At 38.2% G+C, this 15,805-nt stretch carries 10 protein-coding genes; 9 read left to right on the forward strand and 1 reads right to left on the reverse strand.

Going from position 1 to position 15,805, the window contains the following annotated elements; genetic code table 11:
- The 9 genes from ME1_RS03335 to ME1_RS03380 form a co-directional block, all read left to right on the forward strand.
- A partial coding sequence (locus ME1_RS03335; protein WP_004863206.1) for an ABC transporter substrate-binding protein occupies positions 1-549 on the forward strand: 549 nt, incomplete at its 5' end.
- Between the two features lie 229 nt (positions 550-778).
- Positions 779-2,209, forward strand: a complete 1,431-nt coding sequence (gene xseA / locus ME1_RS03340; RefSeq protein WP_004863208.1) for an exodeoxyribonuclease VII large subunit — start codon at positions 779-781, stop codon at positions 2,207-2,209.
- Positions 2,187-2,813, forward strand: coding sequence for a DNA-3-methyladenine glycosylase I (locus ME1_RS03345; protein ID WP_035011633.1), 627 nt, complete (start codon positions 2,187-2,189; stop codon positions 2,811-2,813). The genes xseA and ME1_RS03345 overlap by 23 nt, the downstream gene beginning before the upstream one ends.
- Positions 2,814-4,004: 1,191 nt before the next feature.
- Complete coding sequence (locus ME1_RS03355) at positions 4,005-5,630, forward strand: ABC transporter substrate-binding protein (protein WP_004863213.1); 1,626 nt, start codon at positions 4,005-4,007, stop codon at positions 5,628-5,630.
- Positions 5,631-5,997: 367 nt separating this feature from the next.
- Positions 5,998-7,614, forward strand: coding sequence for an ABC transporter substrate-binding protein (locus ME1_RS03360; protein ID WP_004863215.1), 1,617 nt, complete (start codon positions 5,998-6,000; stop codon positions 7,612-7,614).
- A 102-nt stretch (positions 7,615-7,716) separates the two neighbouring features.
- On the forward strand, positions 7,717-8,790 hold the full coding sequence (locus tag ME1_RS03365) for an ABC transporter permease (RefSeq protein ID WP_004863216.1): 1,074 nt from the start codon (positions 7,717-7,719) through the stop codon (positions 8,788-8,790).
- A gap of 2 nt (positions 8,791-8,792) precedes the next feature.
- Positions 8,793-9,722, forward strand: a complete 930-nt coding sequence (locus ME1_RS03370) for an ABC transporter permease (RefSeq protein WP_004863219.1) — start codon at positions 8,793-8,795, stop codon at positions 9,720-9,722.
- Entirely contained in the window at positions 9,715-10,590 is an 876-nt protein-coding gene (locus ME1_RS03375) for an ABC transporter ATP-binding protein (protein WP_004863222.1), read from the forward strand. The genes ME1_RS03370 and ME1_RS03375 overlap by 8 nt, the downstream gene beginning before the upstream one ends.
- Entirely contained in the window at positions 10,587-11,369 is a 783-nt protein-coding gene (locus ME1_RS03380) for an ABC transporter ATP-binding protein (RefSeq protein ID WP_004863224.1), read from the forward strand. Before ME1_RS03375 ends, ME1_RS03380 begins: the two co-directional genes overlap by 4 nt.
- 264 nt (positions 11,370-11,633) lie before the next feature.
- On the opposite strand, the gene ME1_RS03385 is transcribed toward ME1_RS03380, so the two are convergent.
- Positions 11,634-15,455 carry an autotransporter outer membrane beta-barrel domain-containing protein gene (locus tag ME1_RS03385; protein WP_004863225.1) on the reverse strand — a complete coding sequence of 1,274 codons (3,822 nt, stop codon included), beginning with the start codon at positions 15,453-15,455 and terminating at the stop codon, positions 11,634-11,636.
- Positions 15,456-15,805 lie beyond the last annotated feature (350 nt).

Below are 15,805 nucleotides of genomic sequence, written 5' to 3' on the forward strand. Positions count from 1 at the left end.
CAAAAAGCCAAGCAGCTTTTGACAGAAGCAGGTTATCCAAATGGTTTTGAGGCCAATATTTTTGCGGGAGCTTCTCCTTATCCCTTTGCTTTACCCATTGCCCAATCACTCCAAGACAATGCAAAAAAGATAGGGGTGCGTTTTAAAATAGAACGTTTTGTAGGTACGCAGTTATTTTCAAAACTTTCTGCACGCGCTTTTGATACGATTTTTTTCGGATGGAATAATGACTCTGCAGATCCTCATACAATGGCTTCACGTCTTATTTACAATCCTGATAATCGGTCTGAGGCAAAAAATACAGGTTATGCTAGTTGGTGCCATGGATATTTGGATTCAGAGATGAATCAAAAGGTTAAGGATGCATTATTTCAAAAAGATCCACAAAAACGGGCGCAAATGTATGCTGATTTGCAGCGTGAATTTATGCAAAAAGGTCCTTACGCTTTTATTTATCAGACGTATCACACTATAGCTATGACACCTGATGTAAAAAAATGGGTTTGGAATAGCGCACCACGTATTTTTTATAGTGCAATTGAAAAATAAGGAGTTTGAAGTATTGTACAATACAATAAGAGTATCATCATGATATCTTCGACGTTTTGTCTATAGTTTAAAAGCTTTACAAAACGTCGAAGTCTAGCGGTGATGAATTGATATGTTGTGTATAGAATATCATTTCAAGACATGCTCTTTTAGAGAGACATTTCATTTTCATTAAAGATGTGTTTGTGTGAGTGTTAAGATTGATCTTTCAACTTCTGTGAATTGAAAAATGGTAAATTTTTTTGATGAAAAAGCAAGTGCAACGAATGTAGCAGAATTTAGTGTTTCCGAAATAGCAGGGGCTTTGAAGCGCATTGTTGAAGAGAAGTTTGGTTATGTGCGGGTGCGTGGAGAGATATCAGGTTATCGTGGTGCTCATGCTTCAGGGCATGCTTACTTTGCTTTAAAGGATGATAAGGCGCGGTTGGAGGCTGTCATTTGGCGCGGCATTATGGAAAAGCTTAAATTCCCTCCAGAAGAAGGGATGGAAGTGATTGCTGTTGGTAAACTGACAACTTATCCAGGGTCATCGAAATATCAAATTGTTATTGAAGCGCTGGAGCCAACGGGGATTGGCGCTTTGATGACACTTCTAGAAAATCGTAAGAAGAAGCTTGCGGATGAAGGTTTATTTGATGAAGCCAAAAAGAAACCTTTGCCTTATATGCCCCGAATTATAGGTGTTGTAACATCACCAACAGGTGCTGTTATTCGCGATATTATTCATCGTATATCAGATCGTTTTCCATTACATATTTTGGTTTGGCCGGTCCGTGTGCAGGGGGAAACAAGTGGAAGAGAAGTGGCGGCTGCTGTTGAAGGTTTTAATGCTCTTCCTTTAGGGGGACTTACTCCAAGACCCGATCTTATTATTGTTGCACGGGGAGGGGGAAGTTTAGAAGATTTGTGGGGGTTTAATGATGAAGCCGTTGTTCGTGCTGTTTATGCATCTGCTCTTCCGGTTATCTCTGCTGTTGGGCATGAAACAGATTGGACTTTGATTGATTATGTTGCTGATTGGCGTGCTCCAACTCCTACAGCAGCAGCAGAGAAAGCTGTTCCTGTTAAGCTTGATCTCGAAGTGTATGTGGCGTCGCTTGGTGCACGTTTGCGTAAGGGACTCGTGCGTTATTTTGATTTTTATCGACAAAAATTGCGTGCTATTATACGGGGACTTCCGGTTGCGGACCAACTTTTCGCTCTACCACGGCGTGGTTTTGATGAAATTTCAAGCCGATTGCAGCGTGCGCTTTGTGTGAGTTACGATAAAAAACGTTTTTATTTCCATGCACTTGGTATCCGTCTTGCACCACGTTTGCTCAATACGGAAAAAGCACAACGCAATATAAAAGAATATACTGCACGTCTTCATCGTGCTTTTGTTTGCAATGTGGAAAAACAACGTGCTCAACTAGAGGGTGCGTTTAGACTTTTAAAAAGTACTTCGTATCAAAATATTTTAGAACGTGGATTTGTTTTGGCTTTGGGGCAAGATGATAAGCCCATCAAACGGTTGAGGCAACTTCCTGAAACGGGGCCAATAAACTTACGCTTTTTTGATGGTGAAATTAGTGTTTCAACACATGATCATGCTCTCAGCCGATCTTCAAAATCGAAACGGATAAAATCGAAGCAAGATGATCAAGGAACGCTTTTTTAATATGAACAATGTGGTGCTCGATGAAGGACTTCTTATGGGAGAAGATGGAAAAGTTCGTTGTGCGTGGGCAGGAGCAGATCCACTTTATTGTGCTTATCATGATCATGAATGGGGAAAACCTGTTTTTGAAGATCGCCGTTTGTTTGAAAAAATTTGTCTTGAAGGTTTTCAGGCAGGGCTTTCTTGGTTCACAATTTTAAAAAAACTCTCTTCTTTTCGGAGTGCGTTTGATGATTTTGATTTTGAAAAAATTACACATTATGGTGAAGAAAAAATACAAATGTTGATGCAGGATAAAGGCATTGTTCGTCATCAAGGCAAAATCCGGTCGGTGCTTCATAATGCCTTTAGAGCGCAGGAAATTATAACAGAGTGGGGGAGTTTGTCCCATTATTTTTGGTCTTTTCAACCTCCACACTCGGAGCGTTATGAAAAGATAGATTTTCAAACACTTTTGGCTAACCCTATAACACCTGCTTCTCTTCGTCTTTCTAAAGATTTGAAGAAACGTGGTTGGACATTTGTTGGTCCCACAATTTGTTATGCTTTTATGCAGTCTGTTGGGATTGTTAATGATCATCTTGAAGGATGTTTTTGTCGGTAAGTTTGCAAAGCTCCCCTTTGTTTCAAAGAGATATTTTAAGAAGAAAATAAAAGCCTATTCTATGATCTTTTGATGGTTTTCTTATTGTTATTGGCTCATCATTTCTGGGCGTGATAGTATAGAATGCATTTTAACTGATACAGTGGTTTTAGAAAATGTAAAGAAAATCAGTGAGTCATTTTTCAGAAATAGTTTTTAAAATTTTTATTCCTGAAATTATGATGGGGGCTATCTATATTATGGTTTTTATTAAACTTTGTTTAATGGTGTTTGTACGGCGCTTAATAATAATGACAGTTATTTTATTTATATTTTTTGATGAATATAAAGTAGTTTTCAGTTTTTTTGTTTAAATTTATTTTAGCATTATTAAATTTGTGCAATTGAATGAACTATATTTGTTAAATATAGGACAATTGCTAATATTTGTATGCTGTCTCATTACCAAATGCTTGTGTTGCGTTTTATTATCTGATAGCTTTTCTTTTGAGGAGTGATTTTGCTACGTATGATCCCAGTTTTTGGGAGGATGCTTAGGCTTAGATGGAGTTGTTCTACTCAATTTCTTGATTGAATCTCTCAATATGTCGTTGGAAAGAAGAGTTGCGGCGATATGTTGTTTGGGGCTTTGTTTTTAGTGGTTGCAAAGCAATAATGAGCGTTGAAATTGGAGTTTTATAGTCAGTCGTGTTTTGATTCATAGGGGAAGTATGATCAATTTTATTTTTACCAATAAATCAAAGTATTTTTTATTGTGTATTCTTTTGTGAGCTCCTTCCTTGGAAAAATAAGGCTTAGAGAAATTGGTATTTTTCAGTACAATTTTATCTCTGTTTGTTCTGTTCAATTTTGATAATGCGGTGGAAATGAGGGTGCATTTTGAAACTAAGAGTGTAAGAAGATACGACTGTTTCTAAGATTTGCATATTTTATTTGTGATACAGTTTAAAGGAATGGAATATTGAAATTATGGCACTCTGTGCAATGGATTTCCATAAAGATTACAGTTTCGATAATTAATTTGGAGATGAGATGTCACTTATTGTGGTGGGCAAGGAACTATTATAGTGCGGATAGGATATTGGCGGGTAGAAGTCACATGTTTATTCAATCTTTGTTGTTATAAATTTGCCGTGCCATTTGAGAATTGAGAATAATGGATTGATACAATAACTTTAAAAGGAAAAGTCTATGAACATGAAAAGAAAGATCTTGAAAAGCAGTACTTCTTTTGTTTCTGCTGTTATTGCACTGGGGATGCTTGTGCAACAGGTTTCAGCAAAAACACCCGCCGACACCCTTGTGATGGCTTGGAATCTCGATGCAATGAGTACATTTGATCCTGCGAAAGTCAATGACGTTTATGGAAATGAAATTGTTCTTAATGTTTGTGATAATTTGGTCAGTACTGCTACAGATGATCCAGCCAAAATTGTTCCTTCTTTAGCAACCCATTGGGATGTTTCAGGTGATGATCACAGTACAGTGATTACTTTTCATTTACGAGATGGTTTGAAGTTTAATGATGGTCGTCCTGCTCACGCCAATGATCTTGTTTGGGGCATGAAGCGGATTGTTAAATTAAAAATGGCTAAGGCAGCAACATTTAATGAATATGGGATTACAGAACAAAATGTTGATGAGGCTCTTCAAGCACCGGACGATAAAACTGTGGTGATGAAATTTGATAAGCCTTATCCAGCAGAGCTTATTCTTAACAATGTTGTTGCAGGTCATGCTACTGCTTTGCTTGATCGTGAAACAATTATGAAACACGAGAAAAATGGTGATATGGGAAATCAATATTTGGCCAGTCATGCTGCTTGTGTGGGACCTTATCAGTTAAGCAGTTGGCGCCCTGGAGAAGCTCTTTTATTGCGTGCAAGTCCTAATTATTGGGGTAAAGCACCTAAATTGAAGAAGATTTTAATTCGCCATGTTGCGGAGCCAGGAACACAACGCTTATTGTTGCAAAAACATGATATTGATGTTGCACGTGATTTGACGCCTGTGGATATCGCAGATCTTCAAGCAAAAACAGATATTAAGGTTGAAAGAGTGTTGGAGCCCTCCATGATGTATTGGGGATTCAATATGACCAATCCAATTTTTGCTAATGAAAAAGTGCGTTTGGCGATGCGCTATCTTATTGATTATGAAGGTCTTGGAAAGACCGTTCTGAAAGGTGATGGTATTCCCCGTGCAAGCTTTATTCCTCTCGGAAATTTTGGAGCTTTGGATGAAAAAGAAGGACAACCCTTTAAACTTGATCTTCAAAAAGCAAAGCAGCTTTTAACAGAGGCGGGTTATCCGAATGGTTTTGAGGTCAATTTGTTGGTAGGAACATCTCATTATGCTTTGCCAATTGCTCAGACACTCCAGGATAATGCAGCAAAGGTAGGGGTGCGTCTTAAAATTGAACGTTTGGCAGGTACCCAGGTGTTTTCGAAACTGTATGCACGTGCTTTTGATACGATTTTTGTTGGCTGGAATAATGACTCTGCAGATCCTCATTCAATGGCTGCATACGTTATTTATAATCCTGATAATCGGTTTGAGGCTAAAAAAACAGCCTATCCGAGTTGGCAGCATGGATATTTTGATGCAGAGATGAATAAAAAGGTTGAAGATGCATTGTTTGAAAAAGATCTACAGAAGCGGGTACAAATCTATGCTGATTTGCAGCGTGAGCTTATGCAAAAAGGACCTTATGCTTTTATCTTTCAGAAATATGCTGTTGTCGCTATGACACCTGATATTAAAAAATGGGTTTGGAATAGCGCGCCACGTATTTTTTATAGTGCAATTGAAAAATAAGCGCGTATTAAATGTTGTAAAATACACAAAGAGCGTCATTCTGATGTAAGTAATAAAAAATATCCTTCCGCGTAGAGTCTTTAAGCTGTGAAAATGCGGGGGGATTTTTGTACAAGTCTATGATTAAGGACCGTTTATTGGGGATAAATAATGTTGAATAGTATGGAAAGTAATATTTCTGTAGATATCTTTTTACTGTGATATAGTTAGTAGCATCTTGATTAAAGTTTAATCTCTAAAAGATTATTTTATGGATATTCGATCAGTAAAGTGGAAGTTTTTACTGTTATACTCAAGAGTTAAAATAGAGAAGTCAGAAGTACTTTTTGTGAAAAAGATAAAATAAAATGCAAAAGGAAAGGATAAAATGAGAAAAAAAGCAATGTTGAAAAACTTTTGTATTTTATTAGGCATTATCGGTTTTTTAAATGGATCTCTCTCATCAGGCTTAAGTGCATCCTCTAAAGATACATTGGTGTTGGCATGGAATATTGATTCCATTAGCAGTTTTGATCCGGCGCAAACGGTTGAGGTTGTAACAAGTGAACTCTTGACGAATATTTGCAGTGCGTTAGTGCAATATGATAAGCATGATCCCACAAAAATTCGTCCTGCTATGGCCAAATCTTGGAATGTTTTTGATAATGGGAAAAGAATTGTTTTTCATCTTCGTGATGATTTAAAGTTTGATGATGGAAGGGCTGCAACAGCACAAGATCTCGCGTGGTCAATGCAACGAATTATTAAATTAGGATTGAATTATGCGCAATCTTTGATGGATTATGGGTTTACGAAAGACAATATCGAAACAAATATTCAGGCTCTTGATGATAAAACTTTACAATTAAAATTGGATAAGCCTTATCCTGTCCAACTTATATTGACAGTGATTGGGCAATCTTATGCTTCTGCTTTGCTTGATCGGAAAACAATTGAGGCAAAGAGTGTTGATGGAGATATGGGTAATAAGTATCTGGCTACGCATTCTGCTTGTGTTGGACCTTATAAATTAGTACGCTGGTTTCCAGGAGAAAAAGTTGTTTTACAGGCTACCCAACATTATTGGGGAGATATGCCTAAAATTAAGCAGATTGTCGTGCAGCATGTTGCTGAATCAGCAAGCCAGAGACTTCTTTTGGAAAAAGGTGATGTGGATATAGCACGTGATCTTTCTTCAGAGGATGTTTTGGATATTGAAAGACAGGGGGGGGCGGTCAAAATTAGCCGTGTTTTGCGACCGCAGATTATTTATCTCTCTTTGAACAATAAGAATGCAATTTTTGCTCAGGAAAAAGTCAGGTTGGCATTGCGTTATTTGATTGATTACGAAGGTCTTGGCAACACTGTTCTAAAGGGTATAGGAATTCCACGTGCGACTTATATGTCGTTAGGAGTTCCTGGTGCTTTGGATGAAAAAGAGGGATTGCCGTTTAAGTTAGATTTAGAAAAGGCAAAACAGTTAATCAGTGAGGCGGGTTATCCTGATGGTTTTAAGGCTAATCTTTTAGTTGGTAGCCTTAGTTATATGTCATCTGTTGCACAGTCTATTCAAGCCAACGCGCGCAAAATTGGTGTTGAGCTTACAATTGAGAAAATGGCACAAAATCAATTGCTGAACCGTGTGCGTGGTGGAAATTATGATACTGCTCTTATGGGGTGGGGGAGTGCTGATCCTGATGGACATCCTGCTTCATTAAATCATGTTTTTAATCCTGATCCAACATTTACAAAAAAGCACAATATGTATTTGGCTTGGCGTGCTGGATATTATGATGAAAATATCAATAAAATGGTGATGGATGCGTTATTTGAACAAGACCAAAAAAAGCGTATTGCGCAATATCGTGCTTTACAGCATTATGTGTTTGAACATGGTCCTATGGTTTATTTGTTTCAGACATACTATACCGTTGGTATGGGCGCTTCAGTAAAAAAATGGGTTTGGAATAGTTTTAGACTCTACTACAATGAAGCAGAAAAATAGAGGCTAGTATGTTCGTGTAGAGCATGCTTTATGAGGATTTTCTTAAATTATTAAAAAAAGGTGTTCGCTTTATGTTTGGTAGCTATGGAGGGGGATATTATAATGGTTTTGCCATTTCCAGAATCTGAAAGAGCAATATCCCAAAAGCAGAGAAGAATGTTTGTATGGGACTTTTTTTTCAAGGGATTGAAATTGCTTCTTTCCGTTTTTATCACATTGCTTGGTTTAGTGACGATCACTTTTTTTATTGGTCATCTTCTCCCTTTAGATCCCGTTCTCGCTATTCTTGGTGATAATATCAGTCAAGAAGCTTATGATGCAATGTTTTATAAGTTGGGTCTTGATAAGCCGTTGATTGTTCAATATTGGAATTATCTTCACAATATATTTTTGTTTGACTTTGGAGATGCTTTAACTTCAGGACGTCCTGTCTTGGAGGATATTATGCGCGTTTTTCCTGCGACATTAGAGCTTGCCACAGTTGCTATTGTTATTGGTACGAGTTTTGGTATTCCATTTGGTGTTTTTGCGGCAATGTATCGCGATTCATTTATTGATTATTTTGTTCGTACTTTTACACTTCTCAGCTATTCCACCCCGACCTTTTGGCTTGGACTAATGGCGTTATTGGTATTTTATGCCAAGCTTAGCTGGATTGGTGGTCCAGGACGTATTGATTTTATTTATGAATATTCTTTTGAACCCAAAACAGGATTTTTTCTTTGGGATACTGCTCGACAGGGACAGTGGGACGCTTTTTATAATGCTTTTAGCCATATTATTATGCCTGCTTTAATTTTAGCATTCGGTGCTATGGCCTATATTAGTCGTATGACTCGTGGTTTTATGATTGAACAGCTCAATCAGGAATATATCATTACTGCGCGTGTGAAGGGATTATCGTTAGCACGAACGGTGTGGGGGCATGCTTTTCGTAATGCTGCTGTTCAGATTATCACTGTGGTTGCGCTTTCTTATGCTTTCTTATTAGAAGGTGCTGTATTAACAGAAACGGTTTTTGCTTGGCCTGGTTTTGGACATTACTTGACAAATGCTCTTTTGGCTGGAGATATGAATGCAGTTGTTGGATGTACTCTACTTGTCGGGTTTTTCTTTGTCGTCATTAATTTATTTTCTGATTTGCTTTATCGAATCTTTGATCCAAGGACACGTTGAATATGACAATAATGAATCATCATAAATCACAATCGTCATTTTCTTTGGGCGGTTGGTTAAATGAAGCTGTTCCGCGGTCAATGTTTCAAGCTAATGTGCAAAGGTTTTTTCATGCATTCATCAAGTTTTCGCATAATTTTTCGGCAGTAGTCGGACTGATAATTATTCTTGTTATTGTCTTTTGTGCAATTTTTGCTCCTTGGATTGCTACTGATGATTTTGTTAGTAATGATCTAGCTCATCGGTTGCAGCCCCCCTCTATGTTACATTATTTTGGGACAGACGAATTAGGGCGTGACATTTTTAGTCGTCTCATTTTTGGTGCACGTATTACTCTTTATATTGTTTTTCTCACTACAATTATTGTGGGACCGATAGGACTAATTGTTGGAACTGTCTCTGGCTATATAGGAGGATGGGTTGATACTGTGTTCATGCGCATTGTTGATATTTTTCTTGCTTTTCCCAGTTTGATTTTAGCTCTTGCTTTTTCAGCAGCATTGGGACCAGGTATTGAAAATGCATCTATTGCAATTTCAATCGCAGCATGGCCGCCAATAGCGCGTTTAGCGCGTGCTGAAACTTTAACAATACGTTCATCTGATTATGTCTCAGCAGTTCGATTGCAGGGAGCTTCTACTTTGCGAATTATTTTGTTTCATATTGCACCGATGTGTATTCCTTCAGTGATTGTCCGGTTAACATTAGATATGTCTGGCATTATTTTAACGGCTGCTGGTCTTGGCTTTTTAGGGCTAGGAGCTCAACTACCAAGTCCTGAATGGGGTGCAATGCTCTCATCTGGGCGTGAATTTATGATGACAAATTGGTGGTTAGCAGCGATACCAGGTTGTGCAATATTGTTAGCAAGCCTTGCTTTCAATCTTTTGGGTGATGGGCTTCGTGATTTATTGGATCCACGTAATGGCTAAAAAATTATTAGAGATAGAAGATTTACGTATTTCTTTTCCTACAACGCGCGGTCTTTCAGAAGTTGTGCGTGGCGTTAGTTTTTCCGTTGGAAAGGAAAAAATTGGAATTGTTGGCGAATCCGGGTCTGGAAAATCAATGACTGGGCGCGCGATACTCAAGTTGAGTCCAAGAGCAGCAATGGTCAAAGCTAAAAAAATGTGCTTTGATGGTATCGATTTATTGCGTGCAAGTGAACCTCAGATGCGAACTATTCGGGGTAAGCGTATTTCAATGATTTTACAGGATCCGAAATATTCACTTAATCCGTTAATACGGATTGGGCCGCAGATTATGGAGGCTTACCGTATTCATTACCGTGTTTCAAAAGCTGATGCGTGGAACAAGACAATTTCTATGTTGGAATCTGTTCATATCCGTGATCCTGAACATGTAATGCGTCTTTTCCCTCATGAAATATCAGGTGGTATGGGGCAACGCGTAATGATTGCTATGATGCTTATTCCTAAGCCTGATCTCATTATTGCAGATGAACCAACCTCTGCCCTTGATATTACAGTAAGACGCCAAGTCTTATCAGTATTAGATGAACTTGTGACTAAATCTGGAACGGGACTTATTTTTATTAGTCATGATTTGAATATGATTGCTGATTTTTGTGATCGTGTTTTGGTTATGTATGCAGGTCGTGTGTTAGAAGAATTGCCTGCGTCTGATTTATCTCGCGCTTGTCATCCTTATACTAAAGCTCTGCTAGCAAGTTTGCCACGGCTTGATAATCCTGTTGATGTTTTGGCTGTTCCTGAACGCGATCCTGATTGGTTGCATAATCCTACGATTGTTAATGGTGTTGAAGGAGTTGCTCCATGACCCATTGTGAGAATATAATTGATGTTTCTAATTTATCTGTAACTTTTGGGCATAGACATAAGTCCGTAACGGTTGTGAAAAATGTTAATTTTCATATTAAGCGTGGTGAAGCTTATGGGTTAATTGGTGAGTCAGGATGTGGAAAATCAACTATTTTGAATACATTGGTTGGACTTATTGCAGATTATAGTGGGCGTTTTATTTTTGATGGAAAAGAAGTCGCCAAAAAAAGGAACAAGGATTCTCTCCGTCGAATTCAGATGGTATTTCAAGATCCTTATGCTTCGCTTCATCCAAGAAAAATGGTTCATACTGTTCTTTCTGAATCTCTTAAAATTCATGGTATGGATAATCCAAGAGAGCGGGTACGTGATGCTTTAAATTCTGTTGGTTTAAATTCGTCATTTCTTTATCGTTATCCGCATGAGTTATCTGGAGGACAACGTCAACGTATTGCTCTTGCGCGTGCTTTGATTATTGAGCCAGAGGTTTTGCTGCTTGATGAACCGACATCTGCATTGGATGTATCGGTACAGGCCGAAATTTTGAACTTGTTGAAATCATTACGAGAGGAAAAAAAGCTCACTTATTTGATGGTATCCCACGATCTTGCTGTTGTTGCACACATCTGTGAACGTGTTGGGATTATGCATAAAGGGGTTATTCTTGAAGAGCTTAGCAATGATGATTTGCGCAATTTGCACGCACAACATCATTATACAAAGATGTTTTTTGAAGCAAGTATTGAGCCTATTGCTCATAGAGAAGAAAGGGTGTGAGAGCTTCTACAGAAGAGAAAATAAGTTTCTTTCTATTTTTAATTTCTGGAGATGCTCCATATTGTTGTTGCAATATAACTTTTTGTGTTTCCGTTCTTATATTATAGGATTTTTATCAGTGATAAACTTTCTGTGAGAGTTTTAGTTATCATATTTTGCTCCTCTGAGGTGTGGCGTGCTGTAAGGCATGTAGATGTCTTATAGCGTGCATGATTTTCTGATATGATAATAAAAAGAATAATAGGTTGTTGTTACAGTCTTGCTTTAAAACTGATAACGTATTCCACCGGAAAAACTTGCTCCAGATATACCGGTTTTTTGAAGTTTTTGTTGATAACTGACATCACCATGAAGGGAGAAATTATGGGAGAGTTGTGCATTGATGCCAACGCCGCCTTCAATCGCAGCTCCCATAGGATCAAGGTCAAAGCTTCTGCCAATCTGGATGGTCCCATCATCACCAAATGTTTTGATCAAGTTGACTTTTCCATAGAAAGACATCAGACGGTTGTTTTCAGTGGAAAGGGTTTTGGTTAAACGCCCACCAACACGGATCATCCATTGATGAGGATTGTTCATATCAACGGTGAAATTATTGACATCTGTAATGGTGTCAAACATCAAATGTTGATAGGCAAGCTGTGCTTGTGGCTCAAGTGTTAAGCCTTCCGTTCCAGTTGCAAATTCTTTGCCAACAGTGGTGGAAAGACTCAACATCTTGGCATTTTTCAATTTTGCCGTTTTGCCAATGATAGCATTGGTGATATCGCCTTTTAAGATCCCATAAGATAAAAGTGTATCAATATAGAAACCATTGTCGTATTGCGAGCTTCCATAGGCTGTGAGGGACCATTTGTCCAATGTGTTTTTCCCAGCATCTTTCATATCCTTTGGAGTGAAAGAGAGTTGTCCATAAGTTGCGACAAGACCAAAATGTGTTGTGGAGTTTTGTCCTTCCAGCGCAGACAGTGTGACACCACCTTGTAGGGCAGCATAGCGGAGGTCAGCGCCATAACCATATTTGAGAGGACCACGTTCAGAGGATAAGGTTCCTGTACTTCCATAGGTGTAGAGGAAGAAACCGGTGTTTTTCTCTTCTTCTTTTCCCAAGACAGATGCTCTCATATTGGCTAACAGCGCGTTTTGCTTGGCCATATCGACCAATCCACTATAGAAGAGAGCATTGGGCATGACGATATAGCCTGCCGTTTGTGGTACAGGAGCGACCACAGTTGGGTTAGAACCAGGACCTGTTGAACCAGAACCCGTTTCAAGAATTTCAGGTTGCAAACGGAAATCCCAGAAATCTTCGTTTTTTTCATCGAAGAGGTTTTGCGCGATATTGGCTTTTCCTTGGCTTGAGTCTGGACCATAGGCACGCAGCGTGTACATATCCGGTGAACCATTTCTTGTGGTATAGCCATTGACGAGCTTGAAAGAGTCTTCTTGTGCTTTTCCAGAAACTTGGATAAGTGAAACACCCCGCGTATTTGCAGAGACGGACGTGTTTGCTTTAACATTGTTTTCCTCGAGACGCCCTGTGACATAAACCGCTGTTTTGCCTTCTACGTCACCATGGATGAGCAGCCTATCGGTTTTTTGATCGGCGCTTGCTATGCCATCACTCCATTCAGTGTTGAAGTGAATTTGTGCGTCTCCTGTTGCATTGTAGACTGCTTTTGTGTCTGGTTTTCCCGATCCTATATGCAATGTGTGATAATGGTCTTCTGTTGGTCCATTAAAAATGATGGAGCTATTATCAAGATTAAGTGTAGAGATATCAGAACGAGATCTTTGGGCAATATCAAGCAGATTACCATCTTCATCTTTTTCTTTTGCACTGTTCTTCAATGTCCATATGGTGTTGTTTTTTAGATCAAAAGTTGTTCTGCTGTTTTCGTCATTTCTTACTCCCCCCTGTAAGAGAGAGTTTTCTGCGGTGAGTATAAAGATTTGATCAGGTTTTGGCGTATCATGGGTTATACTCACGAATAATCTATCGGCATTGATTTTTGAATCTTTGAGGTTGAGTTTACCATTTAATGAATTGTTGGCAACAATACCCGTTCCATCTTCGACGAGAAGGTTTGTATTGGTCAGGTTGATTTCTGAGGTTTGATCATGTAGGGCGTCATCAAACTTTATTCCTTTGTTTTCTGCTATTGCAGTAATATTTGTTCCATCAATATGTCCACCATTTTCTACGATAAATGCAGCTTCTTTTACTCTTACAGTTCCCCCCGTCATTGTAATCTTGGATTGATTTCCTTCTGCATGGAGCCCATTTCCATTAGATGATGTAGCTTTAGCATTGTTGTCTAAAGTAATAGTACTGCCTTGTTTCGCATATACAGTATCTTTTTCCGCTTCAAATGATCCTCCAGAGATCGTGATTTGAGATTCTTCATTTGCAAATATGGCACTTTGTGTTTGTGTAATGGTTACATTGTCCAAAGTAACAGAACTTTTTTTGCCAACACTGACACCATTTTCCATAAGGAAAGTATCTTTATCAGTCGATATTTTTACATCTTGCAGTTTGTTTTCTTTGCTGCTGGTATCATAGAAAAATGCACCTATTGCATCGCCTCCCGAAATCTCAATGGATCCTCCCGTCATTTTGATTGTAGCATTACTACTTTGGGCTTTAACACCGACCGAAGCATTTTTAATTGTTGTGTTTCCATTCAATTCGATCGTACTGGGTCCCCTTGCAAATGCACCGAATTTTGTTCCGCTTCCATTTGCTGTCATAGCAACGTCTTTGACATGAATATATCCACCAGCCTTTGTGTATAACACACTGTTACTGCCGGTCACTGTTCCACCTGTCATCGTAATCTTGGATTGATCTCCTTCTGCATGGAGTCCATCATCTTCAGATGTTACTTTAACATTATCATTTAAAGTAATTGTGCTGCCTTGCTTAGCTTGTACCTCACCTCCAAAGGAACCTCCGCCCGTTACTGTTATTTGGGAATTATCATTAGCAAAGAGAGCTTTTTTTGCGTTCGTAACGGTGATATTTTTTAAAGCAAGCGTGCTTTTTTTATCAGCACTTACACCTGTGGTTATAGGTTTATCATCGCTGCTACTTTTTATCACAACATTTTCTAGCTTATTTTTGTCATTATTGTTGTTCTCAAAAGAAGCTCCTGTCTGGGAAACAGTGATAGATCCACCTGTCATTTGAATGACACCATTGTCTTTTGCCTCAAGTCCGATGACAGCCTCTTTAATGGTTGCATTATCATGCAAATCAATCATGCTGTTAGGACCAATGGATTTTGCACCTGTTCCTTTCCCATCTGCGGTGAGAGTGATATCTGTGACATCAATATATCCGCCATTTTCTGTCAACAGAGCACTTTTTTGCCCTTTTACAGTTCCTCCAGTCATTGTGATTTGAGCTTTGTCACCATCTGCATGAAGTCCATTTTTTTCAGATGTTACTGTAACATTATCATTTAAAGTAATTGTGCTGCCTTGATTAGCGTGTATTATACCACCGAAAGATCCTTTAGATATTATTACTTTGGTCTTAGATGATGCTTCGACGGCGTAGATCTCTGCTTTAGAAACAGTGACATTTTTCAAATTAACAGTGCCGTGGCGGATCTCAATACCCCATCTCGCTGGTTTGTTTTCTTTACTGCCAGATGTTTTTACGTTTTCCAGTATGCTTTCGCCACTGTCATCGGTGTCGATAATAGCGATATTTTTAGCTGCAATAGAACCTCCGTTCATTTTGATTATGCTTCCCTGCCATATTTCAAGACCATTATCCATCTCAGTATCGTTGTCACTTTTAATAGTTGTGTTCCATAACTCAATCGAACTCCCAGTTTTAGCAACCACAGCCATCAGATTATCGTTTATTGGATGACCTCCGACAATTGTTAAATTTTTACCAATGATTTTGCTGCCATTTACTGCTTGAAGATAGCCATAGGTTGCTCCTTGTGTAGCTGTTTTTACTTCTCCTTTTTTATTAATGTCAATGTTTTCCGCATGTAGATTGTAATGGGTGCCAAACAGCAAGATTGTTGCGGTTGCTGTGCATAGTAAGAGGGATTTTTTAGACATGAATGTTTTCCTAACTTAGAGGATGTAAAAGAGAGTGAAATTGAAATATTAATATTTCTGTTTAGTTATTTAAATAAATAGTATTATTATGTAAATAGTTATTTATATTATTTAAATAGTTGTTTATATTTACATACATAATGTATTTATTTTTAATAATTTTTTTGTTATTTTAAGTAAATATTTTTATCGAAAACTTATTTAATAGTTAATGTTTTTCTATTTTTATAGAAGAATAAAAGTATTATTATATTATGATATGTTGATGAAAATCTTTTATTTGAAAACACATATCGTCTTCGTGCAATTTTCTGTTTGCGTATTGAAGAAAAAGAACAGAGAAGCCACAG

This window comes from Bartonella vinsonii subsp. arupensis OK-94-513 (genome assembly GCF_000278235.1).
GTDB classification, from domain to species: domain Bacteria; phylum Pseudomonadota; class Alphaproteobacteria; order Rhizobiales; family Rhizobiaceae; genus Bartonella; species Bartonella arupensis.

Coding starts and splice junctions, on each gene's coding strand:
- xseA (WP_004863208.1), top strand. CDS start 779: ATGGTAAATTTTTTTGATGAAAAAGCAAGTGCAACGAATGTAGCAGAA.
- ME1_RS03345 (WP_035011633.1), top strand. CDS start 2,187: ATGATCAAGGAACGCTTTTTTAATATGAACAATGTGGTGCTCGATGAA.
- ME1_RS03355 (WP_004863213.1), top strand. CDS start 4,005: ATGAACATGAAAAGAAAGATCTTGAAAAGCAGTACTTCTTTTGTTTCT.
- ME1_RS03360 (WP_004863215.1), top strand. CDS start 5,998: ATGAGAAAAAAAGCAATGTTGAAAAACTTTTGTATTTTATTAGGCATT.
- ME1_RS03365 (WP_004863216.1), top strand. CDS start 7,717: ATGGTTTTGCCATTTCCAGAATCTGAAAGAGCAATATCCCAAAAGCAG.
- ME1_RS03370 (WP_004863219.1), top strand. CDS start 8,793: ATGACAATAATGAATCATCATAAATCACAATCGTCATTTTCTTTGGGC.
- ME1_RS03375 (WP_004863222.1), top strand. CDS start 9,715: ATGGCTAAAAAATTATTAGAGATAGAAGATTTACGTATTTCTTTTCCT.
- ME1_RS03380 (WP_004863224.1), top strand. CDS start 10,587: ATGACCCATTGTGAGAATATAATTGATGTTTCTAATTTATCTGTAACT.
- ME1_RS03385 (WP_004863225.1), bottom strand. CDS start 15,455: ATGTCTAAAAAATCCCTCTTACTATGCACAGCAACCGCAACAATCTTG.